23 protein-coding genes are annotated in these 26,885 nt (G+C 52.0%); 8 read left to right on the plus strand and 15 right to left on the minus strand.

All coding sequences use genetic code 11. The features are described 5' to 3' along the window. Nucleotides 1–101 precede the first annotated feature (101 nt). Entirely contained in the window at nt 102–1,403 is a 1,302-nt protein-coding gene (locus ACO0LI_RS08015; RefSeq protein ID WP_422948983.1) for a hemolysin family protein, read from the minus strand. 200 nt (nt 1,404–1,603) lie between these two features. Here ACO0LI_RS08015 and ACO0LI_RS08020 point away from each other — a divergent pair, with 200 nt between their 5' ends. The 3 genes from ACO0LI_RS08020 to ACO0LI_RS08030 all read left to right on the plus strand — a co-directional run bounded on the left by ACO0LI_RS08020 (nt 1,604) and on the right by ACO0LI_RS08030 (nt 5,551). Continuing rightward, nucleotides 1,604–3,643: a site-specific recombinase gene (locus tag ACO0LI_RS08020; RefSeq protein ID WP_423032136.1), complete on the plus strand. Its 2,040-nt coding sequence runs from the start codon at nt 1,604–1,606 to the stop codon at nt 3,641–3,643. Between the two features lie 88 nt (nt 3,644–3,731). Further along, nucleotides 3,732–4,712 carry a CDC27 family protein gene (locus tag ACO0LI_RS08025; RefSeq protein ID WP_423032138.1) on the plus strand — a complete coding sequence of 327 codons (981 nt, stop codon included), beginning with the start codon at nt 3,732–3,734 and terminating at the stop codon, nt 4,710–4,712. Between the two features lie 209 nt (nt 4,713–4,921). Continuing rightward, a complete protein-coding gene (locus ACO0LI_RS08030) occupies nt 4,922–5,551 on the plus strand; it encodes a YitT family protein (RefSeq protein ID WP_423032140.1) in 630 nt (209 codons plus the stop codon). A gap of 12 nt (nt 5,552–5,563) precedes the next feature. On the opposite strand, the gene ACO0LI_RS08035 is transcribed toward ACO0LI_RS08030, so the two are convergent. Then, nucleotides 5,564–6,586 (minus strand): GlxA family transcriptional regulator, encoded by a 1,023-nt coding sequence (locus tag ACO0LI_RS08035; protein ID WP_423032142.1) that lies wholly within the window; start codon nt 6,584–6,586, stop codon nt 5,564–5,566. 189 nt (nt 6,587–6,775) lie between these two features. Between ACO0LI_RS08035 and ACO0LI_RS08040 the strand changes: the two genes are divergently transcribed. The 3 genes from ACO0LI_RS08040 (at nt 6,776) to ACO0LI_RS08050 (ending at nt 10,106) form a co-directional block, all read left to right on the plus strand. After that, nucleotides 6,776–7,882, plus strand: coding sequence for an S-(hydroxymethyl)glutathione dehydrogenase/class III alcohol dehydrogenase (locus ACO0LI_RS08040; RefSeq protein WP_423032144.1), 1,107 nt, complete (start codon nt 6,776–6,778; stop codon nt 7,880–7,882). Further along, nucleotides 7,882–8,790 (plus strand): S-formylglutathione hydrolase, encoded by a 909-nt coding sequence (gene fghA, locus ACO0LI_RS08045; RefSeq protein ID WP_423032146.1) that lies wholly within the window; start codon nt 7,882–7,884, stop codon nt 8,788–8,790. Before ACO0LI_RS08040 ends, fghA begins: the two co-directional genes overlap by 1 nt. A gap of 191 nt (nt 8,791–8,981) precedes the next feature. Beyond that, nucleotides 8,982–10,106, plus strand: a complete 1,125-nt coding sequence (locus ACO0LI_RS08050; protein WP_422948990.1) for a beta-ketoacyl-ACP synthase III — start codon at nt 8,982–8,984, stop codon at nt 10,104–10,106. 122 nt (nt 10,107–10,228) lie between these two features. Here the strand turns inward: ACO0LI_RS08050 and ACO0LI_RS08055 are convergent, their stop codons facing one another. From ACO0LI_RS08055 to ACO0LI_RS08095, 9 genes are all read right to left on the minus strand, one after another. Next, nucleotides 10,229–10,930, minus strand: coding sequence for a DUF3334 family protein (locus ACO0LI_RS08055; protein WP_423032148.1), 702 nt, complete (start codon nt 10,928–10,930; stop codon nt 10,229–10,231). A gap of 380 nt (nt 10,931–11,310) precedes the next feature. After that, the gene (gene ampC, locus ACO0LI_RS08060; protein WP_423032150.1) at nt 11,311–12,471 is read right to left on the minus strand and encodes a class C beta-lactamase; all 1,161 of its coding nucleotides are present in this window, start codon (nt 12,469–12,471) and stop codon (nt 11,311–11,313) included. 63 nt (nt 12,472–12,534) lie between these two features. After that, the gene (locus tag ACO0LI_RS08065) at nt 12,535–14,730 is read right to left on the minus strand and encodes a TonB-dependent receptor plug domain-containing protein (protein ID WP_423032152.1); all 2,196 of its coding nucleotides are present in this window, start codon (nt 14,728–14,730) and stop codon (nt 12,535–12,537) included. A gap of 107 nt (nt 14,731–14,837) precedes the next feature. Then, nucleotides 14,838–16,664, minus strand: a complete 1,827-nt coding sequence (locus ACO0LI_RS08070) for a M56 family metallopeptidase (protein WP_423032154.1) — start codon at nt 16,662–16,664, stop codon at nt 14,838–14,840. Then, complete coding sequence (locus ACO0LI_RS08075) at nt 16,664–17,059, minus strand: BlaI/MecI/CopY family transcriptional regulator (RefSeq protein ID WP_162057357.1); 396 nt, start codon at nt 17,057–17,059, stop codon at nt 16,664–16,666. The genes ACO0LI_RS08070 and ACO0LI_RS08075 overlap by 1 nt, the downstream gene beginning before the upstream one ends. A gap of 100 nt (nt 17,060–17,159) precedes the next feature. Continuing rightward, the gene (locus ACO0LI_RS08080) at nt 17,160–19,049 is read right to left on the minus strand and encodes a hypothetical protein (RefSeq protein ID WP_423032156.1); all 1,890 of its coding nucleotides are present in this window, start codon (nt 19,047–19,049) and stop codon (nt 17,160–17,162) included. A 49-nt stretch (nt 19,050–19,098) separates the two neighbouring features. Then, the gene (locus ACO0LI_RS08085; protein WP_423032158.1) at nt 19,099–20,277 is read right to left on the minus strand and encodes an ABC transporter permease subunit; all 1,179 of its coding nucleotides are present in this window, start codon (nt 20,275–20,277) and stop codon (nt 19,099–19,101) included. A gap of 83 nt (nt 20,278–20,360) precedes the next feature. Beyond that, the gene (locus tag ACO0LI_RS08090) at nt 20,361–21,215 is read right to left on the minus strand and encodes a helix-turn-helix transcriptional regulator (RefSeq protein ID WP_423032160.1); all 855 of its coding nucleotides are present in this window, start codon (nt 21,213–21,215) and stop codon (nt 20,361–20,363) included. 120 nt (nt 21,216–21,335) lie between these two features. After that, nucleotides 21,336–22,067 carry a flagellar brake protein gene (locus ACO0LI_RS08095; protein ID WP_422948998.1) on the minus strand — a complete coding sequence of 244 codons (732 nt, stop codon included), beginning with the start codon at nt 22,065–22,067 and terminating at the stop codon, nt 21,336–21,338. A 179-nt stretch (nt 22,068–22,246) separates the two neighbouring features. On the opposite strand from ACO0LI_RS08095, the gene ACO0LI_RS08100 reads away from it, so the two are divergent. Continuing rightward, a complete protein-coding gene (locus ACO0LI_RS08100) occupies nt 22,247–22,771 on the plus strand; it encodes an NADPH-dependent FMN reductase (RefSeq protein WP_423032163.1) in 525 nt (174 codons plus the stop codon). Nucleotides 22,772–22,841: 70 nt separating this feature from the next. On the opposite strand, the gene ACO0LI_RS08105 is transcribed toward ACO0LI_RS08100, so the two are convergent. From ACO0LI_RS08105 to ACO0LI_RS08115, 3 genes are all read right to left on the minus strand, one after another. Next, nucleotides 22,842–23,363, minus strand: a complete 522-nt coding sequence (locus tag ACO0LI_RS08105; protein WP_423031043.1) for a TlpA family protein disulfide reductase — start codon at nt 23,361–23,363, stop codon at nt 22,842–22,844. Nucleotides 23,364–23,479: 116 nt separating this feature from the next. Beyond that, the gene (locus ACO0LI_RS08110; RefSeq protein WP_423032165.1) at nt 23,480–24,271 is read right to left on the minus strand and encodes a transporter; all 792 of its coding nucleotides are present in this window, start codon (nt 24,269–24,271) and stop codon (nt 23,480–23,482) included. A gap of 10 nt (nt 24,272–24,281) precedes the next feature. Further along, nucleotides 24,282–24,740: an Lrp/AsnC family transcriptional regulator gene (locus tag ACO0LI_RS08115; protein ID WP_423032167.1), complete on the minus strand. Its 459-nt coding sequence runs from the start codon at nt 24,738–24,740 to the stop codon at nt 24,282–24,284. Between the two features lie 145 nt (nt 24,741–24,885). Here ACO0LI_RS08115 and lysA point away from each other — a divergent pair, with 145 nt between their 5' ends. Continuing rightward, nucleotides 24,886–26,133: a diaminopimelate decarboxylase gene (gene lysA / locus ACO0LI_RS08120; protein WP_423032169.1), complete on the plus strand. Its 1,248-nt coding sequence runs from the start codon at nt 24,886–24,888 to the stop codon at nt 26,131–26,133. A gap of 4 nt (nt 26,134–26,137) precedes the next feature. Here lysA and ACO0LI_RS08125 read toward each other — a convergent pair whose 3' ends face one another. Further along, the gene (locus ACO0LI_RS08125) at nt 26,138–26,851 is read right to left on the minus strand and encodes a substrate-binding periplasmic protein (protein WP_423032171.1); all 714 of its coding nucleotides are present in this window, start codon (nt 26,849–26,851) and stop codon (nt 26,138–26,140) included. Nucleotides 26,852–26,885 lie beyond the last annotated feature (34 nt).

Genomic DNA, 26,885 nt, shown 5'->3' on the forward strand with positions numbered 1-26,885 from the left:
GAACCGGGCAACAAAAGTCAGCAGGACATGCTGACCAGGATAAGCAACTATTCTAAAACAAGTTTCTTTTGAGGCAAGTTCTAATTACCCTGATGTCTCGCCTAAGCCTCGGATTTAGGATGTATCCTGACCAGAATGATGCGCGGGCCATTCATTTTCTTGACAACGGCATCAAAGCGTTCAAATTCGACTTTCTGGCCTTCCACCGGCAAATCACCGAGTTTGTGCATGATCAGGCCGCCTATGGATTCGACTTCATCGCTATCGACATCAAAGCCCAGCGCACTGCCCAGCGTGAACAGTGGCAGGCTGCCCTTGCCTATCAGGGTACCATCGTCCAGTGTTGTCCAGTCGTTTTCATTCTGACGGAATTCATCGCGTATCTGGCCAACCAGCGCACTCAACAGATTATCCAGCGTCAAAAATCCTACCGGTTTGCTGCCGCGCACACCAACAATGGCAAAATGTGGTGCACCCTTGCGGAAGCGGCGGAACAATTCCAGTGCCGGCATGGTCGGTGGCACAAACTCAACCTGGCGCAAATGCTTGCTCAGGTCATCCAACTGCTTGCCAGCCTGCTGCGCCAGGAACAAGTCTTTCAGATGCAGCATGCCGAGCACGGTTTCTTCATCTTCATCAAAGTAAGGGTAACGGCTAAAGCGGTTACGCGCCGCGGTCTGCATGTTTTCTTCGAGGCTGGCGCCTTTGTGCATGGCCACAACTTCATTGATGGGACGCATCAGGTCAGAAATTTCAAGGCCCCCAAAGTCCAGTACCTGGGCCATGATGCTCCACTCATCGCGGGTTTCTTTCTTGCCGCCATGACTGCCGCGCAAGATGAGCTTGAGTTCTTCAGGCGAATAATGAGCGTCACCACCATGTTCTGCGCTCAGGCCTATCCATTTCAAGACCTTGTTGGAACTGAAGTTCAGAGTCCAGATCGCCGGATACATGGACCAGTAAAATGCATACAGGGCAGGCGCAGTCCACAAAGAGACGCGCTCAGGCATGCGTATCGCCATCGATTTTGGCGCAAGCTCGCCAACCACGATATGCAGGAAGGAAATAACGAAGAAAGCAAAAAAGAATGAAATGCCGTGTATCAACTCTTCAGAGTCTATCCCGACCAGAGAAAATACTGGGTGCAGCAGACGCGCAAAGGCAGGTTCACCTATCCAGCCCAGGCCCAGAGATGCCAGGGTAATACCGAGCTGGCAGGCAGATAAATAGGTATCCAGGTGTTGATGCACCGTGAGTAAGAGGCGGCCACGCAAACCTGAGGTTTTTGCAATACTGCGCACCCTGGTCTGACGCAACTTTACCAGACCGAATTCTGCCGCCACGAAAAAGCCATTTAACAAGACCAGTAACAGGGCAGCCAGCACCAACAATAAATTATCCAACGCTCAACCTTTGTAATGAACACCCCGACACTTTAGACTAAATTGCCCCTTTTTGCATGCAAATGCACAGGCTTGCATGAGACCAGCTTGAAAAACTGCCCTTCTGCCACATCTAAGCAAGATACATGCGAGCAAGTTACATGACAAAACCCATGAATTGAGTTAAAAGTTGATGTTCATGGCATTTTGAGGAGAGAGGTTTGAGCTTGGACAGTGTTTTAGCGGAAATTGAAATCCGCCTTGGCGAATATCCTGCACTCAATGATATCCAGTACTTGCGCAAGCTGATTGCAGAGATACGCCCACCCCGCCCACAAGATACAACAAGAGCCACAGACAACCTGCGCGCCCTGTGCTTTGTGCTGCAAAGCAATCCGGCATGGCGCAAGGCCTTGCGCTGTTATCTGATACAGGTATTGACCACGCGCAAGCTGGTACATTTGTTCACCGATGTGGGCATCACCCAAAATACCGGCTTCTGGTCGGTGGCCAGGCAAAGATTGATGAATAAATTTTTGCCGCCACTGGTCAATGACGCCTATATCAAGGACATATTTGGACAGTTGTTTTATAAAAAAACCGACCATATCTGGATCAATGCAGTTGCAGACCAGGCCTGGATGGATTTGCTCAGGGCGATAGGGTTTCGCGCCCGCGCCCCACGCAATACTTATGCCACACTGACCAGTGAAATCCTCAGTGCTGTTCAGGTGCTGTCTTACCGCATCACGAATATAGGCCTGGAAGCCGAACTGGTGCGCAATTACCCCGACATAGAAAAATTCGAGTCGCCTTTCCTGCGCCAGAATGATGCCATCAATGACTATGTGATTTGCTATAACAAGTGGCTGGCCGACAAGTCATGCGAACGTGAGGACAGTAAACACATAGAAGTCTTGCTGACCCAGTGCGAAGACATCGCCAACCGTATACGCCGTACCGCCGCCCTGCAAGGTGTCTCCATCAGCCTGACGCGTTTGCTGCTGCAGTTAATGCAAAGCATAGCGCGCTTGCGTCAGTTGCTCGACATGCTCGACAGCCGCAGCACGGATCACGCCGCCGCCATAGGCACGGCGCTGTTCAAGGAATTGGCAGTTGCAGAAAACCACAGCCATAGCCTGCGCAATCTCATGCAAAGCAATACTGAACTCTTGTCGCTGCAAGTGACCGAAAGAGCCGGGAAAAGCGGTGAGCATTATGTAACCAATAACCGCGCAGAATGGCTGGAGATGTTGCGCTCTGCATTGGGGGCTGGTTTCATCGTCGGCTTCATGGCACTGATCAAGATTTTGTTTGGCACGCTTGCACTCGCGCCATTTGGCTACGCCGTGCTGTACAGCCTGAATTATTCAGGCGGTTTCATGCTGGTGCATGTATTGCATTTCACCATCGCCACCAAGCAACCAGCCATGACCGCTGCCCTTCTGGCGCGCGCCATTGATGGCGGCAAACAAAAGCTTGATGAACTGGCTGAACTCATCGTGCGTGTATTGCGCTCACAATTCATTGCCATCATCGGCAATGTGGGCCTGGCCATGCCGACCGCATATGCCATTGCCTGGGCCTGGGTCTCCATCACGGGCAAACATCTGGTGTCGCCAGAAAAAGCCCAGCATCTGCTGCATGATATCGACCCTTTCGCCAGCCTGGCCTTGCCACATGCAGCTATTGCCGGTGTCTGCCTGTTCTTGTCTGGGTTGATCTCCGGCTATTACGATAACAAGGCCAGCTATGGCAATATCCCCGAACGTTTGCGCCAGTTGGGTTGGCTAAAGCGTCTTTTGGGTGAAACAAGATTGCTACGTGTCACCACTTACATAGGTAACAATCTGGGCGCACTGGCAGGTAACTTTTTCTTTGGCATCATGCTCGGTACGATAGGACAGTTGGGCAGTTTCTTTGGTTTGCCGATAGACATACGCCACATCACTTTTGCCAGTGCCAATTTTGCCTTTGCCCTAGTCGGCCTCGACAATATCATGAGCTGGCAAGTGGCTGCATATTCACTGTTTGGCATCATGTGCATAGGCATGGTCAATCTCGGCGTCAGCTTTAGCCTGGCGATGCTGGTAGCCTTGCGTTCACGCCGTGTCAGTTTTGGCCAGGGCGGTTTGCTGACCGTCTTGCTCTGGGCGCGCTTCAAGGAAAATCCGCGTGCTTATTTTTTCCCCTCCAAAGAAGGTGCAAAAGAAAATGGAGATGAAAAAGAAGCGGAAGTGGAACCGGAAAAGAAAGAGTGAGTTAAGAGACTGTTCATCATTCATTGCTGCGTCAACCAAATGACTGGCGCAGCGTTAACAGCGGATCAATTCTTTTCCGGGACCATCCATGAAACTTGTACCTGCTCTGCTGGCCAGTGCCATCAGCTTGTTTGCCATGCAAGCCGCCAGCGCCCATGAATATGATGGCTTGATGAAGGCAAAGAAATATGCCGAAGCAGAAAAGGCCGCGAACGCCAAACTGAGTACCGATGCCAGTAATGCCGATGCCTTGCTGGTAAAAGCAGAATTGATACTGGCTGAAGGCAAACTCGACAAACTGGATGACGCGGCGAAATATGCGGAGCAATGCGTTAACTCGCACCCGCAACTGTCTGAATGCCATGAGATGCTGGGAAATGTATTAGGTACCAAGGCCACTTCCGGCAGCATGTTTGCCGCCATGTCTTACGCTGGCAAAATTCGCGATGCCTTTATCAAGGCGATAGAACTTGATCCTAAAAATTACAGCGCACGCGGCTCATTGCTGCAATATTATTTGCAGGCACCTGCGATTGCCGGTGGCGGTAAAAGCAAGGCGCAAAACCTGGTCATAGAAACTGCCAAAGTGAATAGTGCGGCAGGCAATTTATTGCAGGCGAATGTGGATCTGGCAGACGACAAATTTGCCAGTGCAGAAACGGCAGCCTTGAGCGCAATCCCAGGTAATACTGAATCCTTGATTAGCATGCAGCGCGGCATCCTGTACAGCATAGGTGCAAGCTATGTACAGCAAAAGAAATACAATGATGCAGAGCGCATTTTTACCGACATGCAGCAACGCTTTCCAGCCAAATACCAAGGCGCATTTGGCATGGGCCGCTCCTTGCAGGAACAGGGTAAACACAAAGAAGCCCTGAGCTGGTTTGAAAAAGCCCAAACGCTTGATACCAATGCCGGTATCTATTACCGCCTGGCGCAATGCCTGCAAGCAGTGAATGAAAAACCCAAGGCAATTTCATATTTTGAAAAAGCACTGAGCTTCAAACCAGCCTTGAGCAAGAAACTGCGGACAGACGCGGAAGAACAGTTAAAGGCATTGAAGGCCTGATTGGCTTGCACAGACTGATTTGTTGAAAACACTGATGGCTGATCATATTTGATCAGCCATTTTTTTATCGGGGCTTGTGTTGCAAAACTCATGACCCAGGTTTGACGCAGGTCAATGAAAACCGAAATGCCGGTATTTGCCTGAAGTTAACTCAATAGTGGCGGCGTAAAATTCAGTTTCTTCAGTTTCATTTTCCACCCTGCTCCCTCATGAAAACCGCCACTGCATCGAAACGCTTTATCCCGCATAGCCTGCTGGAAGATGTACTGGCGATTATTACCGGTACTTTGCTTGTATCACTGGGTGTCGCCCTGTTCAATCAGGCGGGCTTGCTGACGGGTGGCACTGCTGGCCTGGCATTCTTGCTGCACTATACGACAGGCTGGTCATTTGGCACGGTGTTTTTTCTCATCAACCTGCCGTTTTACTGGCTGGCCTGGCGACGCATGGGCTGGCGGTTTACGCTGAAGACTTTTTGTGCAGTCGCACTGGTCTCGTTATTTTCCAGCCTGCATCCCAAGCTCTTGCACCTGACTACGATGAATACCCTGACGCCTTTCTATGTTGCCCTGACAGGTGGCCTGATGATGGGCGTCGGCTTCATTGTTTTATTCCGTCACCAGGCCAGCCTCGGTGGCATCAATATCCTGGCACTGTACCTGCAAGAAAAACGTGGCATACGGGCGGGAAAATTACAGATGGGCGTGGATTTCATCATCGTGGCGGCGTCACTGGCGGTCGTCACGCCTATGGCCTTGCTGGCTTCTGTACTTGGTGCGTTTGCGCTGAACCTGGCCATCAGCCTGAACCACAGGCCGGGGCGTTACATGGCGATGTGACGAGTATTAAAATCAGAGCAGCTCAGCACGGTACTGTGTTGGCGACATCTGCAATCGTTTTTGAAATACCCTGCGCAACTGGTCATCACTGCCAAAGCCACAGCGTGCGGCTATGGTTTTTACCGGCAGGGTTTGCTCAGACATATCTGCCAGCAATTGCCGGGCAAATTCAAGGCGCGCTGTCTCGATAAATTCTGTCGTGCTGACCCCGACTTCATGCTGGAACAAGCGGGTGAAATTGCGCAAGCTCATGCCTGCCATCTTGGCCAGTTGCGATACTGGCAGGCGCTGGTGCAAGTTTGACAATATCCATTGCTGCAGTTCACGGATATTGGTTTGCGCCGTTTTCTGGCTCATCAGGTGCGTGCTGAATTGTGATTGTCCACCAGGACGTTTCAGGTAGACCACCATGTCACTGGCAACTTCCAGCGCCAGTTCATGACCGCAATCATCTTCCACAAAGGCCAGTGCCAGGTCAATGCCGGCAGTGACGCCAGCAGAAGTCCACAGGTTGCCGCTGCGGATAAATATCGCATCGGCATCGACCTGCACGGCAGCAAAGTCATCTTGCAGTTGTTTGGCCACACTCCAGTGGGTGGTCGCATGTTTGCCATCCAGCAAACCCGTGCGGGCCAGAAAAAAAGCGCCTGAACATAGTGCCGCCAGGCGTTTGATCCTAGTCGCAACTTCAGCGACCCAATCGATGATGGCCTGATTGTCTGCCAGCGCCTGCTGTATATGCCTTGAACCGACAATGATGACATCATCTGGCAACACCAGGGTATTGATGAGCTTGCTGGCTTCGAGGCACATCAGGGTATCTGAACGCACAGAGCCCAGATGCGCCGCCGCAATCTTTACATCATAGGCCGCAGGCTTGCCCTGGCGCTGTAAATGGATATTGGCATATTCAAATACCGACATGGGGCCTATCGCTTCCAGTGCCTTGAAGCCGGGGTAGATCACAATATCGACAGTGCGCGCTAAAGTGGATCGCTTGACCACGCCTGACTTGGTTGCTTTAATCGACTTCATTATCAGCTCTGGCTCAATAAACTTAAATAAAGCGTTCATCATAATCGAAACAATGTAACCCGTCTTTTTAAGCCATTCTTAACGCAAAATCGGCCAGACATGCAAAAAGATGACAGAGTCACTGCGCTTTAAAGCACAATCAGCAAACTCATTTTAGCGTCAGATCAAGACCTCATTTAAAGGACAGCCATGAAAACCAAAGCCGCCATCGCCTGGAAAGCCGGAGCACCACTGACGATAGAAGAAGTTGACTTGCAAGGACCGCGAGCTGGTGAGGTGCTGATCGAAGTCAAAGCCACTGGCATTTGCCATACTGACTATTACACTCTGTCCGGTGCCGACCCGGAAGGCCTGTTCCCGGCCATACTCGGCCATGAAGGCGCAGGCGTCATCGTCGATACCGGCCCGGGCGTCACCAGTGTGCGCAAGGGTGATCATGTGATCCCCTTGTACACGCCAGAATGCCGCCAGTGCAAATTCTGCCTGTCACGCAAAACCAATCTATGCCAGGCCATACGCTCTACCCAGGGTCGTGGCCTGATGCCGGATGCTACATCACGCTTCTCACTCGATGGCAAGCCGCTGTTCCATTACATGGGTACATCGACTTTTTCCAACTACATCGTGGTACCGGAAATCGCCGTCGCCAAGGTGCGCGAAGATGCGCCCTTCGACAAGATTTGCTATATCGGTTGCGGCGTTACTACTGGCGTTGGTGCGGTGGTTTTCACAGCCAAAGTGGAAGCCGGCGCGAATGTCGTGGTGTTTGGCCTCGGTGGCATAGGCCTCAATGTCATCCAGGCCGCCAAGATGGTCGGTGCTGACAAGATCATCGGTGTGGACCTGAACCCAGCGCGTGAAAGCATGGCGCGCCAGTTTGGCATGACCCATTTCATCAACCCGAACGAAGTAGAAAACGTGGTTGACCACATCATCCAGCTGACAGATGGTGGAGCAGATTATTCCTTTGAGTGCATAGGCAATACCAAAGTCATGCGCCAGGCGCTGGAATGCTGCCACAAGGGCTGGGGTAAATCCATCATCATTGGCGTGGCAGAGGCAGGTGCAGAAATCTCCACCCGCCCCTTCCAGCTCGTCACTGGCCGCGAATGGAAAGGCTCAGCTTTTGGTGGCGCCCGTGGCCGCACAGATGTACCAAAAATCGTTGACTGGTATATGGAAGGCAAACTGAATATCGATGACCTTATCACCCACCGCCTCCCGCTGGAACGCATCAATGAAGGCTTTGACCTTATGAAGAGTGGCGAGTCAATACGTTCTGTGGTGTTGTTCTGATGATGCAGCGCGCATCCAGCAATAATGCAGCAAACGGCGCAGCAGATGATGCAGAAGAAGTGACTTTGCTGAGCCAGCACGCCTGCCATGGCGGCGTGCAGCGCTTTTATCAGCATGAATCTGCCGAAATAGGCTTGCCCATGCGGTTTTCCGTCTACCTGCCACCACAGGCCATGGCGGGTGAAACCTGCCCTGCAGTCTTTTATCTGGCTGGCCTGACTTGTACAGAAGAAACCTTCATGATCAAGGCGGGTGCGCAAGCCATTGCTGCACGCGAAGGCATCATCCTCATCACGCCGGATACCAGCCCGCGCAATGCCAACATCCCTGGCGACAGCGATGCCTGGGATTTTGGTGTGGCTGCCGGTTTTTACCTGGATGCAACGCAAGCGCCCTGGAACAAGCACTACCGCATGCACAGCTACATCGTCGCCGAACTGCTGCCCATGCTGCTGGCCAGCCTGCCCATGGACACATCGCGCGTCGGCATCATGGGACACTCCATGGGTGGCCATGGGGCCCTGGTACTGGCCTTGCGCCATCCAGACTTGTTCAGCAGCGTATCTGCCTTCGCCCCTATCGCCGCACCCAGCCAATGCCCGTGGGGACAAAAAGCCTTCACCGGCTACCTGGGAACTGATGAAAGTGCCTGGGCCGATTATGACGCCACAGCGCTGATGCAAAAGCAGAGCCAGCCACCCTTCCCCAAAGGCATTTTGATCGACCAGGGATTTGCCGACAAATTTTTGGCTGAACAATTGCATCCTGAGAAATTTGCTCAGGCCTGTACTGCAGTCGGGCAAGCGCTGAAATTGCGCTATCAGCCTGAATACGATCATGGTTACTACTTCATCAATACCTTCATTGAAGACCATTTGCTGCACCACAAACAGCAATTGAATGCCTGATACCTCTCATTAGCGCTTCAAAACGCAGCAAAAACGGCTACAAGGCTGCTTGTTCCAGTTGCACCAAACTGGAACAAGCACTCTATTTCTGTGCGTTTCTCGTTTAACTGTCATCTTTATTGTGTAAAATCGAGCGACTTCGTCGCGCATTTTTGCGCTTACTTCAGAACGACATAACCAGAAAGCAAGAGATGAGTAAAGTAGTCATCAGCGGCACCGGCCTGTACACGCCTTCCCAGTCTATTTCCAATGAAGAACTGATCGCCAGTTTCAATGCTTATGTCCAGCAACACAATGCGCAAAACGCCGCCGCCATCGCCAGTGGTGAAGTAGTCGCACTGGAAGAGTCCAGCGTCGCCTTCATAGAAAAAGCCTCAGGCATCAAATCCCGCTTTGTCATGAACAAGGAAGGCGTGCTCGACATCAACCGTATGGTGCCGCATCTGCCAGAACGCAGCGATGAAGAACCGTCCATTATGTGTGAAATGGCTGTCGCTGCCGCCAACCAGGCACTGGAACGCGCAGGTCGCACTGCTGCCGATATCGATGCCGTCATTTGCGCCGCCAGCAATATGCAACGTGGCTACCCTGCCATGGCAGTGGAAATACAAAATGCCCTGGGTATAGATGGCTATGGCTATGACATTAACGTCGCCTGCTCTTCTGCCACCTTTGGCATACAGGCAGCCGTCACTGCCATCCAAAGCGGCCAGGCACGTGCTGTACTGGTCGTCAACCCCGAGATCACCAGCGGCCACCTGAACTGGCGCGACCGTGACAGCCACTTCATCTTTGGTGATGCCTGCACCGCCATCATCGTAGAACGTGCAGACCTGGCCACATCCAAACACCAGTTTGAAATCGTCGGCCTGAAACTCAAGACACAGTTCTCAAACAATATCCGCAACAACTTTGGCTTTTTGAACCGTGCAGATGAAAGCGGCATAGGCAAACCAGACAAACTGTTCCGTCAGCAAGGCCGCAAGGTATTCAAGGATGTCTGCCCAATGGCAGCCGCGATGATCACCTCTACCGTAGAAGCAGCCGACATCGCCATCCCGGATGTCAAACGCTATTGGCTGCACCAAGCCAACCTGAACATGAATTTGCTCATCGCCCGCATGATTTTGGGCCGTGATGCATCGCCAGAAGAATCACCGACCATTTTGGACACTTACGCCAATACTTCATCGGCCGGCTCCATCATCGCCTTCCACAAATACCAGGACGACCTGGAAGCAGGCAATGTAGGCGTGATCTGCTCGTTTGGCGCGGGTTACTCGATAGGCTGTGTCGTTGTGAAAAAGCTGGGCTAAATCATCCCAGGATGAAGGATTGGAAATGACAAAAGGCCGCATATGCGGCCTTTTGCTTTATTGGTCATGAGTGATCACTGATTGATCACTTATTAACCAGTGACAAGACTGATCCAAGCACCCTACATCCCCAAAGACTTCAACAGTTCAGAGTTTTCGTCATCATCATCGCCAGCAGCAGTTGCGCTTGTACCTGCTCCACTTTGATCTGCCGCTTGTTGCATATGCAGCAAAGCATCAGGATCAGTCACCTCATGCGTTTCAAAGTCATGCAGCTTGATGAATTCTGTCCTATCTATTGCCAGTTCCAGATAAAAGATATTGTTCTTCTCGGTAAAGAATGACACCCGGCGCAGTTCTGGCCTGTCCAGCGGGGTATCCACACTCAACATGACTTGCTTGGTCAATACCAACATCTTGGGCTGGTTCTGCGTAATATTAGTCTGTAATTCGCGACGCACCTTGCCGGTAAAGTCACCGACGATCTGGTTCATCAACTCACCGAGGATATTTGCCACCTCATCAGAGGTAAACGAGGTTGCCAGCTCAGACTTGGGCATGCCCATGTTGAGCATGTATTTTTCATAGATCTCCAGCGCTGTATCGCCATCAAAATTCAACACGACCAGACCAGAAAAACCACCATCAAACAGTACAAAACAACCGATGTCCGGCTTCAAACCTATTTTCGTGATGCGCTGCACCATGGCAGAATAATTCACCTTGCTATTCGTGGCGACATTCAATACCCGTATCACCGAGTTGCACAGGCTCGTCAACAGATCTTCTGTTCCGTACACTACACCGTTTTCTTCCGTGGCCATGACCAACTCCCGAATTTATTACATGAAAATCAATGCACTTGCATGCAATGACTGGCAATCATTAAGAAAGCTACAAAGCGAGATGCTATCCACCCCAGCAAACCCTGAAAGCCTGTACGAATAATGAAAGAATACTGAACCCCCAGCGCCCCGTCCACATGTTTCATGCGATGGACATGATTTGGCTGGCGATACGCCAGATGTGCATACATGGACTGTTGCTATTTTGCAAGCATGAAAAAGCAAAAGGCCGCATACAGCGGCCTTACACTCTCGTCTATATTCAACTCGTCAGGATTAACTTGCGACTAACTTTCAATTAACTTGCTACGACACCAACAATTCTTGAAGAAAGCATGGCATTTCTCAAAATAAGTAATTCACATGCCCAACTGCTTCAAAATCTTTTGCGCCGTCTCTATCCGCATCTGATTTGGATAATTCTTGTTGGCCAGGATGACGATACCCATGTTCCTGGCTGGCACAAAGGCGATGTAGGCACCGAAGCCACCGGTGGCACCGGTTTTATGGATAAAAACGTTTTTGCCGGGTATAAACGGTGGCGTGATTTTGGTCACTGGGGTGGCGTCAAAGGCCATGTGCTGGGATGAGCCTGTGATCAAGGCAGCAATATCTGTCGGATAAGGATAAAGTTCCCATACCAGACTCTGGGTCATGCCACCCGCTTTAAAGTAGCCTGTGTGAGTGTTCTTCAGGGCGGCTGCAAATTCTGGGGGCAGTTCCATCTGACCCAGATTCGCGCGGATGAATTGCACGAGGTCGCTGGCGCTGGTTCTGACGCCGTAGGCTTCTGTCGAGAGCACATCTTCGCTCATGCGCACCGGGGTGTCGTCTTTTTTATAGCCTTGCGCATAGTCTGCGCGTTTGCTTTCTGGTACAACAATGTAACTATTATTCATGCCCAGAGTGGGAAATATCTGTTCATGCATGATGGTGGCAAAGGGCTGCTGCAGGCTCTGCGCTGCGATAACGCCGAGCAGGCCTATGCTGATATTGCTGTAAGTGCGGTATGTGCCCTGGATGTGATCTGGCTTCCAGTTCTTGAGATAGGTTATCAGTTGTTCGTCACTGGTCACTTCATCCGGCACCTGCTGGGGCAAACCGCCTGTCGTGTGTGTTGCCAGGCTCAGCAGGCTAGTCTCGCCAAACTGAGAGCCTTTGAGACTGGCAATGTGGTCAGCGACCTTGTCGTTCAGAGCCAGCTTTCCCCTGCCTTGTGCCAGCGTGGTCATGGTGGCGATAAAGGTTTTGCTGATCGAGCCTATCTCAAACAAGGTGTTATTGGTGACGGGAACATTCCCGGCTCTGGATGCGAGCCCGTAGTTGAATACATATTGTTTGCCATTGACAAAAATACCAACGGCCATGCCGGGAATGGCATTTTTTTCCTGTACCGGGAGTATGACTTCATCAACGACACGTTTGAGCTTGTCAGTTTCTGCGCTCGTGGCTGTCAGGCTGAACATGGCTGCGATGAACAAGATGCTGATTTGATAGAAATGCAGAGCGACTGATTTCATTTTATTTTCCTCAAAAATTTTGTTAGCTGATGTTTTTAAATGGACAAATTTTGCCAGGCGGGATTACAACTTCACTTCCCATACCAGCCGCCAGGTTCGCGCTGATTGCTGTAGATTGATATCTGTCCAGCGTGAAACTGCATTGGTATAAATGCCGCTGTCGAGCTTGTCTTGTTGCAACAAATTACTGACTGAAAAACGCAACTGACTTTGTTTGTTTTGCTTCCAGGCGAGGTAAATATCGAGATGACGTCTGGGGCTGTTGTGCCCTGTCAGGTAAGCTGATTCGCGTATATCATTCGCGGCCTGATAGCTGTAGTCGGCTCCCACGCGCAAGGCGGGATCAATCTGGTAGTCGGCACCGGCACTGGCCAGCAAACCTGCCTGTTGTGCCAGATGGTTATCAGGGCCGGGTACTTGTTCTACCCTTGACCAGTTACGGTTGAAATTGGCGCGCAGCTCCAGCGCTGGCATGCTGGCTGCCAGTTGCTGCAAGTTCAGTTTTGCCTCAATTTCCAGGCCAAGGATACGGGCGCGACCATTGTTGGCGAGGCTGCTGATCCAGGTGCTGCCAATTTGTGCAGTCTGCTCAAGCATCACATCATCTATCCGTCGCCAATAGGTATTGGCGCTGATGACGCTACTCTCGGTCAGATAGTGCTCATACGCCAGCTCCATGCCCCAGGCGCGTTCTGGCCGCAAGTTGGGATTGCCCTGAAAATCTGAATTGAGCGGGGTATTATTGTTATCGATGCGGAACAAGCGTGGTACGAGATTACCCACGGTAGGCAATTTAAAACTGCGGTTGAGCGCCACGCGCCATTGCCTTTGCGCATCGAGCTTACAGACACTTTGCAATATCGGGCTGACCATGCTGGCTTTGTTTTGAACATCAAAGTTGCCTGCCTCTGTGCTATTACTGCTGATACGCTCCATGCGCAAACCCAGATAGGCTGACCAGGCACTGTTGATGGTCCACTCGTCCTGCAAATAAAGGGCCAGTTTTTGCAGGCTTGCCTGATAGTCGTGTGCGCTGCTATCAGCGTCGCCGGGAAGAAGTGTGAATTCCTGTTCATTACGGTTTTCATGGCGTAGTGCCCGGCTGGCTTCCCAGCCCAGACTCAGCACATGTGATTCTGAATACGGTGCCAAATATTTGCCATTGAAGCGGTATTCATTTTCATCGGCATCACCGGTGACATAACGATGTATTTTTAATGTGCCTGCATTGTCCTTGCCCCAGAAATGGAATTTGGTCGATCTGTCCAGGCTGTTCCAGCCCAGGTTCACGTTCAACCTGGCGCTGTCGGCGAGGCGACGCTCCCAATTCAGATCATTGCGTGAGGTGAATACGTGGGCGGTCCAGATGGAATGATTATCAGGGAAATCGGTACTGTCGCCGACATAGGTACTTTCTTTTTCCTGCTTGGTCTGCTCCTGCCTGGCGAGAGTCAGATTGCCCTGCCAGCTCAGGCTGTTTTGTGCGTCAAGTTTCCAGTTCAGGCGCGGCGACAGGCTGGCAACATCGCGGCGGTTTTGCTGGCTTTGTTGCAGTTGTCTGTCTGCTGTCGTTTCCCATACACCGCTCATGCCCGCGCGTTCAGACTGGCTTTCTGTCGCTATGGTATTGAGCTGATTGACATTGCTCTCGAACGTGCCGGCCAGCACGTAAGAAATTTCAGGATGATCGCCCAGTTGATCTCCCAAACTCCATGACAGGTTGCCCGACAAGCGTCCGGCCTGCAGGCTGGTATTGGCTTTGATTTCTGTCGCCTGATTGTTGCTTTTTTTCTTGAGGATGATATTGATCGTCCCGGCAATACTCTGGGCACTGACATCGGCACTGGCGACACGCATGACTTCTATTTTTTCTATCAAGTCAGGGGCAATACTATCTATGGTAAAACCTACCGGGGTAGTCTGGCCGTTCAATAATATCTGGGTGTAACCATTACCGAGGCCGCGCATGCGTATCTCTGCGCCCTTGCCCTTGCTCTCGGTGACACTGATGCCGGGCAGGCGTTTCAAGACTTCGCTGAGATTGGTGTCACCGTATTTTTCTATGTCTTCACGGCCATAGATGCTGCGCATGCCTACGTCGTCTTGCCGGTCGCGATTGGGCTGTGACTTTGCATTGATTTCTACCTGTTGTGGTGTTTGCTGTGCCTGTTGTTGTGCCAACGCCTGTTTACCGGCAAACAGTGCCAGAACACTGAGGGCTATGGTAGATAGGCGTGTTGATGCCTGCTGAAAAAGCATGATTTTTCTTTCATCGACAGATTAAGGGTTCTAAGGGGTGTGACTGGCCCTTGCCCCGATCAAGGTTCAGGGCGCAGGACAGTCAGTGCGTAAGTGGGAGCTGCGGTTTAGCCGGGTTTGGCAGTTTCCAGCGCAGTGCGTATGTGCATGACATCATCGGTACGCACATCGCTGTTTTTTGCATTCAGCAATACCATGATGACGGGCTTGCCAGCGATGGTGGTGCGCATGGTCAGGCAACGGCCTGCGATTTTGGAGTACCCGGTTTTTGACAGGCTGATGTCCCAGTCCTTGCTGGCCGTCAGGCTGTTGGTGCTCTGGTAGTCATAAGTTTGCCCGGCAACGGTATAGCTGCCTTCACTGCGGCTGGCCAGGCTGCGCAATTCAGGGTAGCCGGCTGCAGCCTTGACCAGGCGGGCAATATCTCTGGCATTCGAGCGGTTATTGGGTGAAATACCCGCCGCTTCTTCCAGATGGGTAGCCTGCAAACCCAGGGTGGCGGTCTTGCTTTGCAAGGCTGCGACAAAGGCAGGCTTGCCGCCGGGATAAGTCCTGGCCAGTGCCTTGGCAGCGGCATTACTGGAAGGGATCAGCGCCAATTCCAGCAAGGTCTGGCGCGACAGCACCGTGCCTGGCTGCAGCTTGACCTGGTTGGTGTGCCAGCCTGCCACGTCTTCTTTGCTGATGGTAATGGCTTCATCTTTATCGAGCTTTGCATCCAGAGTCACCATAGCTGTCATCAGTTTGCTGATGGATGCAATGGGTACGATGGTGTCGGCATTTTTTTCCAGCAAGACTTTGCCGCTTTGTTCATCCACCACCAGTACATGTTCTGAACTGGTTTTGACATAGGCGCTGATGTGGGTAACTGGTTCTGCTCTTGCGGCAGCAACTGGGGCTGATGGCACTGAGGGCTCAGGTGCGGCATTGACCTGGGTTTGCAATACCAGCAACAGTGCCGCAGCAATACCGAGCACCGGTGCGGCCATCTTCCAGTGCCAGGGTTGTGAATCAGGGCGCACCAGGCGTTTGATGCGTGACAGCAAATCACCGCCGTTGGCCGCCATCGCGGCTTGCGGCATTGCAGCTATCTGCAATTTATCCAGCACTTGCAGGGCGCGCGCCAGCGGGCGGGCCTGGCCCAGCATGGCAGCAGCCATGTCGTCGGCAATCAGTTCTCTTTCAGCGTCGATGCGCTTGGAAATCCACCACACTGCAGGGTGATAAAACAGCAGCGACAAGACCAGGTTTTGCAAGAGGTTGACGACATAATCCCAGCGCTTGATGTGGGCCAGTTCATGTGCCAGCAAGGCTTCTATCATGTCGGGTGGCATGCCGGTCAGCAGGGATGCGGGCATGACCACGACCGGCTTGATACAGCCATAAGTGACTGGGCTCAACAAGTCTTTCTGAAACTTCACCTGCACCTGTCGACGTATCGCAAATTGATACGCCAGTTGATTGGTACGTGCCTGCCATTGCTGCGTCAGCACTGCAATATCATTGCCATGTTGGCCAAGGCGATACACCCACAGCAAGCCCAATGCGAGGCGCATCAACATCAATAGCACCCCCATACTCCACGAGGTAACTACCAGTGGCAACCAGGCCTCTATTTGTGCAGCAAGCAGGCTTTGCCTGACCCAGACCAGGTCCAGTGAAATGCTGGCTTTGCCGGCCAGCTGTATGGCTGTTTCGAGGTTGATGGTTTGCGGGTCTTGCCATTGCTGCACTATGCCTAGCGCTGGCCACAACAGGCAAGCCAGCATTGCAGTACAGGCCAGTGCATATCGCAATTGCGGGCGGGCATTACGTGTCACGGCCAGCAGAATGGCGCAGATACTGGCGATCAGTGCCCCTTGCCAGACAAAATGCAGCAGCGGCCAGCCCAGCAATTCAGCGAGTGTGTAGTCTGTGTATGTGGCAGCGGGCATCATGATTTTTTCTCATCCTGCATGATCTGTTCGATTTCATCACGTTCTTTATCCGTGACATGGCCACGCAAGGCAGCCAGCACCAGAGCCTTGCCAGAACCGGCAAAGACTTTTTGTATCATGTCCTTGAGCAAATTGGTTTGCAGCGAATCCTGCTCTTGCGAGGGTGCATACACATGTGAGCGCTGGCTTTCATCACGCGTCAAAATGCCCTTGCCATGCATGATTTGCAGATGGCGCAAGACCGTGGCATAGGCCAGGTCCGGGCGCTCGTCCTGTATGGTTTCATGCAATTGCTTGGCACTCATGGGGCCATGCTGCCACAGCACTTTGAGCAAATTAAGCTCAGATGCCGTGGGCTTGGGGATAGACGATTTTGCAACAGCAGAAGACATATTCAGCATCCGGATTAAACAATGGATGCAGAATAAATGTTCTAGAAACTTTTGTCTAGAACTTTTTTTCTATATCAGTAAACTGAATGCGCTTGCTGGCTTACCCTGCCTGCAGCGCTGCAAGCCTGTCTGCTACTTCCCGCTTTAATTCATGTGCGTAAACATCATTGAACTGCACATTCATTCCACGGATTTCAGGATCGGTTATGCCATTGGCGAGACGGAATTCGCGGGCATGGGTACGCAACAGGTTTTCAAACTCTTGTATGTCTGCCAGGTCAGTAATAGGCCTGACTTCAACACCAGGCTGGCGAGCCAGATGGGCGTGCAACCTGGCCTCATGCAAGGCCAGCATGTCTGTTACCGGCGTCGATTTGAACAGGGCAAAGCTGTGTACGCGGGGGCCGCTGAGGTAATACGAGCTGCTGCGCGCATCCGAAGTCAGCAGCAGACTGCCATCGCTGAGCAAGCTTACACAGCGCTTCAGACGTGCATTGCCTGCTGCTTCTATGAGCAAGGCAAACTCCTGCGTCGGTGCCAGCCAGCATGCGCCCGGGGCTTCGCGCTTCAAGATAAGTACATTCGCCATATTTTGAAACCAGGACAAAAACTGCATGTCCGTCTTCACCATGGCCTGTTGCATCTCATCGAGCCAAGGATGCATTTCATCCTTGAACCCTGCTTTTTCCATGGGTGCAATGTCTATATGCGCCCAGCTCACCAGACCGACAGTGGAACTGGCGACTTTGGCAGCGGCGGATTTTATTTCCTGTATCTGCTGTTCGCTCGGCTCTTCGGGCATATTGATACTTTGCTCTTGCCACTCGCCTAGCGCCGATTTGAGATTGGCCATGGCTTCTGTCCTGTCGCTAAAGCTGACTTCCTGGTTCCTGAGACTGGTGGACAATTGGCCCAGTTGCGCCATGGAATTTTCCAGTTCAGCAAAATGCCTTGCGTGAACACTGGCACGCCCACGCTGACAAGTGTCAGCCTCCTGCAGAACCTCTTGCAATCTATGATTCAATACTTCCAGCTCCTCTTCGCTACTATTCTGCAAGGCAGCTTCATAGGCTTTGGCAGCCAGCCTGTAGGCACCTGCTGCGGCAGAATATTTATCCAGCGCTTTCAGCAGATGGCCTTTTTGTGTCAATAAACCGGCATCTTCGAGATTGTCGATTTCATCGATAGCGTCTATAGCCTGATACACTGTATGTGCATGCATACGGCCCAATATCATGTGCTCAAAAAAACCGGGAGGCGTCTTGGCACTATCTTCTTCAACCGCATCACAGATCGCAACCAGCAATCGGGCACGCTCTTTTTTAAATTCAACTGAATCAGGGTGTACTGCCAGAGCCTGCAAAATCATGCTGTAACGCAACCAGGGATTCCAGATATTTGCTTCAGACCAGGCTGCCAGTATCTTGTCAGCCTTGCCTGCATCTGCTGCATGCTCTTTCATCAGTTGCACAAAACCATACATGGCTTGTTGCTCCAGTTGCTCTGAGTAGCTGGCTGCCTCTTGTTCCAAAGCCTCGCGGGCGGCAAGCACGGCTGGATCGACAGGTTCATCTTCCGTATCCTCACCGTCTTCATGCTCGCTTACTTCTCCCTCCTCGCTTATTTCTTTGTCCTCGTACTCTTCACCGTCGTCATCTTCATCCTCGTCGCCACCTTCATCAGGAAACAGCGCCCGCATCTTTTCTTCAAATACTTCATCAGTAATCCAGTATGCAGACTTGTGCTGACGCGCCAGTATCTCAAGTTGGTTATCCAGGTCTTCAGGCTGCAAGAGCGCCAGCACTTTTCTGTCCTTCCAGGCAGAAATATGGTCGTAGGCTGCATCAAACATGGCAATACGCATGCGCAGATATTCTGCATTCTCGGGATGAGAGGCGATGTGGCTGTCAAGCAATGTCATTGTCTCTTCAAAATCCGCCTCATCATTGCAGGCCAGCTCAACCTGTACGCGCATTTTTTCTATCGTCATTTTCGTTTTCCCTTCCCTGAATTATGGCGCACATTTTATCAGCACTTTTTCAGGCAACATAAATCATCTTGTCCTCATGCCTGGGTGCTGGCCACAGACCTGCCGGACGCTTGAGCATGACGATGACCATGGTCAGGCCCAGCAATAATTGCCGCAAGACTTCGGGCTCTATCAGCATGTGGCCGAATAACTGCTGCTGCAGCGGTGGTACCAGATAACGCAGTAATTCGGGCAATAACACCAGCAGCACCGCCCCCAGAATCACGCCGGGTATATGGCCTATGCCCCCCAGTATCACCATGGACAGGATGGATACCGATTCACCCAGGGAAAACGATTCTGGCGACACATAACCCTGGAAGGCGGCAAACATCGTACCTGCCACGCCACCAAAGGAGGCGCCCATGGCAAACGCCAGTAATTTGATATTGCGGGTATTGATGCCCATGGCAATGGCTGCAGTTTCATCTTCACGGATGGCGACAAAGGCGCGCCCCAGCCGCGAATCATGCAGGCGCACAGTGACGAAGATAATGCTGGCACAAAGACTGAGGAAGAGAAAGTAATATGCGTTCACCGATGGCATGGAAAAGCCGGCAACATAGACGGTCGCCTGCGACCCAGGTTCGCCACCCAGTGACACGCCAAAAATGCGGATATGATCGACCATGTTGATGCCCTTGGGGCCATTGGTAATGTTGATGGGCGAGTTCAGGTTGATGATGAAGATACGGACAATTTCACCAAAGCCCAGGGTCACGACCGCCAGGTAATCGCCGCGCAATTTGAGGGTAGGCGCGCCGAGCAATGCCCCCAGCACAGCAGCCAGTGCAGCCCCCAGCGGAACAATGACCCATACTGACAAATGTATGCCGTGCGCGGCAATCTCCGGCCCGTATAGCCACAACAGTGCCTGGCCCAGTATGGGGTAATTATTGATCACGGATTCCAGCAGGGTGGCAAAGTGCGGTGACGCCAGCAAGGCCATCATGTAGGCACCCATGGCATAGAAGGCGACATAGCCAAGATCAAGCAAACCGGCAAAGCCGACGACGATATTCAGACCCAGTGCCAGCATGATATACAGCAAGGCAAAATCCACGATACGCACCCAGGCATTGCCAAACTGCATGGCAACGAAAGGGAAAACCAGCATCAGCGTGATTAGCAATGCCAGTATGGGGTATGCCAGACGGGGGTTGGTTCTGACATCAAAGTAATGAGACATCTATGCTTACCGGAAGTTAACTATCCAGGGTAGCTTAAATGCCAGCCATAACTGGCGCTACCAATATCTTGCTCGAATCGTTATCACAACGCACTACGTTGCCGCGATTGACTAGGCGTCATGCCGAAAACCGAACGGAAGCTGGACGTGAAATGGCTATGGCTGGCAAAACCGCATGCGTGGGCGATCTGTGTCAGGTCATGGCAGCTTGCCCGCATGGCGCGCAGGGCTGCCGCCAGGCGCGTGCGTATCAGATAGCGGTGAACAGGCAAACCAACTTCTTCCCTGAATACCCGGGACAGGTGAAACGGTGAAGTATGTACCTGACGGGCCAGTTCATCGAGCGCCCAATCCTGCTGGGGATACAGCGAGATCAGTTCCTTGACAGCCTCAACCTGCTGTCGCCTGCGGCGCTGCGTCTGAGTGTGTCTGGCGCGGTCCAGTTGCTGACGCTCAAAACAGGCAGCCTGCACCGAGGCAGTCAATACTGAAACGCTGATTTCCTGTACTGCCAGCGTATCAATAATCGGTTCATGCAAATGCCGCCACAAAAGTTCGCGGCTCAGCACACTGGCTGGTGGCAGTAGGCTATGTGGCCGCAACACCGGGGCATACAATTGCTGTACACCTGCGGCATCGACCAGCAATTGCATGAGTGCTTCCCTGGAGAAATCCAGCACCAGCGCCTCGTCGCCTATATCACCGGGGAAGGTGATACGGTAAGGCTGTCCTGTTCCCAAAAAAATCGCATGGTTGGCATTCGCAATGACATGCTGCCTGGGGCCATCATGCTTGGCCAGCACGCCAGCGATGGGCAGTAATACCAGGTCGGCAGTCTCGCACTCGAGCTCCTTGCTATCTTCGGGCGCAGGTCTTGCAATGCCGTGCCGGATGGACAGCAATTCGCTTTGGAACAGGGTGCGCAGCGCCAGTGCCATGGTAGTCTCGGTGGTAGCCCAGGTTAATCAACTCTGACACAATAAGCCGATTCTGCACAAATTTTAATTTGTTAATATGGCATTCTGGCAGACAGGATTGCGGCAACAGAGTTCACTGTCCTACTTGGGAAGCAGCTTGCGCCTCTCGTATTCAAGTTGGTTGATATGGCGCTGTATCGACACATCCATGTCATGCGGCAGGTTCTGGAAACTGATCCCTATGCGGTACTTGCCCTGCCTGCTTTTTTCTATCTGGGTGACGTGGCGCACTATGCCTTCGCAGCGCACGACATTGCGTATGCCCAGCACGATATGCAGTTTGGCAATGCGGTCCTGCACCTTGACTTCAGGCGGGCCAGACACTTGTACGCTCAAGCCACCCACGCACAAATCAAAGATGGGCCAATAGGCCAGGGTCTCGCCTTTTTCATCATACAGCCTGACCTTGAGCGGATCGACGATGGGCAATTCATTGCGATAGTATTCGCGACGTTGCATGCGCACGACACGTGAAGGTATCGGCACCCAAAAGGCATCCTGGTCGCCCCAGGTGAAAATCTGCGGGTTCAAGCCAGTAAACTGTACGCGTATGCCGTCTGGCCTGGCCAGAAAAACGCAGGAACTGGCTTTTTCCAGCAGTTTATTGGCGCGCGCATCTCCACCTATATCAAAGACCAAACCATCGTCCCTGGCTGAGAGTATCAGGGTGACGATGAATTCACGGCCTTCATTAAAATAGACAGTAACCGGCTCACGCCTGTGCGAAAGATCATTCAAAATGCCCAGAATTTCTCTCTGCCCCAACAGGAAAAATTTATCCTCGATTTCGTCATTGCTAAACGATGCTGACATCCATTTACCTTTTTATTTATTTTTCTTGAAAAATAGACTGCTTATTACGACTGGTCAATCAAATAATATCTTTTCCATCATGATTTGACACTTCAGTTGCTTTTTTAGGGGTCGGCACGCCTCACCTGCTCTTGCCGCATAATGACTGTAATACTATCAATATTCATAATCATTAATCAATGAACATACTCGCCATCTGTGGCAGCCTGCGTGCTGCCTCACTCAATGCCATGCTGATACGCGCGCTGATACGTCTGGCACCGCCGGATATCAGCATCCAGGTCTATGAAGGCATGGCAACATTGCCCCTGTTCAACCCCGATCTGGATTTATCGCCACCCACCAGCGTGCTGAGCTTGAAAGAACAGATAGCAGTCGCTGATATCGTACTGATTGCCAGCCCGGAATACGCCCATGGCATGACGGGCGTCATCAAGAATGCCCTGGATTGGACCGTCAGCAGCGATGTATTTGTCTATAAGCCGGTGGTGGTTTTGAATGCCTCGCCCAGGGCCAGGCATGCAGATGCGGCTTTGCGTGAAGTATTGAGTGTGATGTCGGCGAAGATACTGGAAACAGCGTCGGTCCAAGTGCCGGTCATTGGTGCCAGGCTGGACGAGGATGGCATGCTCAGCCATCCTAAAATTGCAGAAATCCTAAAAGCTGCGCTCACAGCGGCCAGGGTGGAATGGCAAACACTGTAAGGCTGAACAGGACAGCAGGCAAACTGGTAATGAGACTATCTGATGGTCAGACGATCAGATAGTCAGATGATCAGACAGCCAGTGCCTGTTCCAGCAAGGTGTGCAATTCGCTGAAGGACGGCTCACCGACATAGCGTTTGAGAATATTGCCCTGCTTGTCAATAACGTAGGTAGTCGGTGTCAGTTTCACATCACCGAAGGATTGCGCCAGCTTGCCTTGTGGGTCGAGCGAAACATGGAAAGGCAGCTTGCGGCTTTCCGCATAGTTGATGACATAATTCGGCGCATCATAGCTCATCGCCACTGCCACAAACTCCAGGCCTTGCTTATTGTATTTATTGTAAGTTTCTATCATCTTGGGCATCTCTGCCACGCAAGTCGCGCAAGAAGTTGCCCAGAAATTCACCATGACAACCTTGCCGCGCAGGCTCTGGGTCGATATCTTTTCGCCTTTGAGATTGGTGAAACTGACATCTGGCATAGGTGTTTTCGCCTTGTAAGTCGCAAAAAAAGCGACCGCCAGGGCAATCAGCGCCGTTGCAGCAATGACTGAAAAAATGGCAAATTTACGCGGTGAAGATGGCGCCAGCATGGTTTTCCCAAAGCAAGAAACAAATCAATAAATACTACAAGAGCGCATTATACGGCCTAAGTCATAAACAGGTTTTGCGCTATCACAGCTACAGCTGCTTCTACACTACAGCGGCTTTACCAAAGTTTGGCTACCGGCACGACGACACCAGCAAACCAGGAGCGGTCCTGGGAATTGCTGGTCAGGCCCTTGGTCATGCCAGCATCAAAGGTAAGCCGCTTGTTGGGGCTATAGGTCAGGGCGATCAGCGCCTGTCCCTGGTTTTTGGTACCAGAGCGATGCCAGCCAGCCCATTCGGCAGTCAGGCCCATTTTTTCATTGATTTCGGTCGAGAAAGACGCTGACAAACCACTTTGCCAGTGTGAAGTTGCATCCTCAGCAAAACCCAGATGTGTCATGTTCAGGTTCAGGTCCGCATGCACCTTGCCCAGATCCTGGCTGACGATGCCATTCAAAGTCCAGTCTGACTTGCCTGAACCCAATGCATCTTTTGCCGTGGGAAATTTATTGCCGAACTCCAGGCCAAAAGCAGTATCGTCACTGATGACAAACGCCCGCTTGATGGTAAGTGAAGTGTCGCCAAAGCCACGGTCACGCTGGCCGGCACCATCATCATTGATGATATGCGCCTCACCACCGAGCAAGACTCCCCATTCCTTGGAAAAAGCCAGCTTGAACAGATAAGGCAGGCTCTGGCGCTGGGCTGGGCCGGTCTTGATGGTGTTGATGCCCATTTCCAGTTCCAGTTGCCCAGCGACAGGCAGTTGCGCAGAATTCGATACCGAGGGGCGGTATGGCGTGATGGCATCAACCTCTTCATCGGCAGCATAGGCGAACTGAGCACTCATGCATGTGAGGCAGGCAAGTGCAGTCAATGTTGCTAAGTTCAGGCGGGATATTCTGGACATGGTTTTCCTTTCATTCTGTGATCAGCATAGCGGGGGCACTGATGGCTTTACCTGCCACATGGGTAGTCAGCACGATTGCGGTCGAGGTAGAGCCAAAAGCATTCAATTCATTAATGATACGCTGTAAATGTTCTACATCGGTCGCCAGCACACGCATGACGGCACCATCTTCTCCTGTCACGGTATAGCAATCGATAATTTCCGGGCAGTTGGCGACATACTGGGCATAAGGTCGCCCCTGTTGCGTCGATAGTCTGATCATGGCGGTGATTTGATAACCCAGCGCCTTGGGATTAATATCAGCACGATAGGCACGTATGACCTGGGCAGCTTCAAGGCGCTTGATGCGTTCTGATACTGCAGGCTGGCTCAGATGCACCTGGCGGCCTACCTCAGCATGCGACATGCGCGCATCCTGTTGCAATAATTGCAGGATTTTTTGATCAAACTGGTCTAGTTTATGATTCATAAGCATTTTGCGTCAATTTCCGATCAAAGCCTTGGCTGGATGAATAAATCCCTTTGGAATCCCATTCAAACCAGGGATTGCACTTGTTAAAGTAGAGTTACTGTAGAGCTTACACCAAACCTCAGGATGCCCCGGAAAAATTGCCATGACAACGACTATTACAGCCAGCCAGCTTGCCCATATTGCCAACGAGTTCGATACACCATGCTGGGCCTATGACGCTTCCATTATAAGAGCGCAAATTGCCCGCTTGCGTCAATTTGACGTGATCCGCTTTGCCCAGAAGGCCTCCAGCAATATCCATTTGCTACGCCTGATGCGTGAAGAAGGCGTGATGGTGGATTCTGTCTCACTCGGTGAAGTGGAACGTGCACTGGCCGCCGGCTATTCCAGCCAGGCGGAACATGGCGGCCATGCCCCTATCGTGTTCACGGCGGATTTGCTGGACCGTGCGACCCTGAAGCGTGTGGTGGAATTGAATATCCCTGTCAATTGCGGCTCACCGCAGATGCTGGAACAACTGGGGCAGGCCCATCCTGGCCATGCCGTATGGTTACGCATCAACCCTGGCTTTGGTCACGGCCACAGCCGCAAGACCAATACCGGTGGCGAGCAAAGCAAGCATGGTATCTGGTTTGAAGAATTGCAAAATGCACTCGCCATCATCGATCAATATGGTTTGACGCTGGTAGGCCTGCACATGCATATCGGCTCTGGCGTTGATTATGATCATTTGCAAAGCGTCTGCGATGCGATGATAGAACAGGTAAAAATCTGCAAGCGTGACTTGCAGGCGATTTCCATCGGTGGTGGCTTGTCCATCCCTTACCGTGGCGACGAGCCTGCGGTCGATACTGCGCACTATTTTGATATCTGGGACAAGGCCAGGAAAGAAATCGAAACCCTGCTGGGCCACAAGATCAGCATGGAGATAGAACCTGGCCGTTTCCTGGTGGCGCAATCCGGCATCTTGATTTCTGAATTGCGTGCGCAAAAACAGGTGGGCAGCAATTTCTTTGCGCTGGTTGATGCTGGCTTTAATGACTTGGTGCGCCCTTCCATGTATGGCAGTTTCCACCGCATTACTTGTCATGCTGCAGATGGCACAGCGCGCACTACAGCCTTACGGCCTACCGTGGTGGCAGGGCCTTTGTGTGAGTCTGGTGATGTGTTCACGCAAGAAGATGGCGGTGTAGTCACCACGCAGGATTTGCCAGCTTGCGACATTGGTGACTTGTTCGTCTTCCATGATGCCGGTGCTTATGGTGCCAGCATGTCGTCGAACTATAATTCCCGCCCGCTGATACCGGAGATATTGGTCGATGGTGAGCAGATCAAACAAATCCGCCGTCGCCAGACTGTGCAGGAATTGATTGCGCTGGAAAATATCTAAGCATTTATTGACGCAGGTCTTCGAGTAGCCCTGCTTTTCTTGCCTTGAGGATGGCGACATTGAGTTTATCAATAATGCCGTCATCCTTGTCTGCCCTGACCGCAAAATGGATAGTGTCTATCAGCAGCGGTTTGGGCAAGACGGTCAGGCGCACATCAGCAAATGGTGAACTGCCGCCTTCGTTCTCATCGCGCAAAACCTGCAAACGGTTTTCAAGAAAACGCGGGTCTTTATTCGCCGCACCAAACAGGCCCGCATCCATGCGCCGGAACAAGAGTTTATAGATACGCGACAAGGGCGCGTAATTATCGACTTCTACCTTGAAGAGATTGTCCTTCATCGCATCGAAGCGGTCACCATAGCTAAAGCCACGTGGTATGCCTATGGTCTTGCCCTTGAGATCAGCCATGGTATTGAAGCGGAACTGGGCATCGCTCCTGGTCACCAGGAACATATATTTTGATTGTATGGGCAGGGAGAAGTGGAAGATTTTTTCGCGCTCTTTGGTCTTGCTGACGCCGTATATCACACCGTCACCATTTTCTGCGGCCTGCAATGCGCGGGGCCAGGGGCTGCGCTGCTGTTGTATCTGCAAGCCGCCTTCCCGTTCAATAAACTCAAATAATTTATCTGCGAGTTTTAAGGGGAAAGGCTGGCCGCGTTGATCTATGGGGTCGGCTGTCAGTATCACCACCTCTTTGGCGTATGCTACATGCATGCTGATTCCAAATGCCAGCGCAGACAAAATCAGC

The organism is Undibacterium sp. Tian12W (assembly GCF_049339405.1).
Lineage (GTDB): Bacteria > Pseudomonadota > Gammaproteobacteria > Burkholderiales > Burkholderiaceae_D > Undibacterium.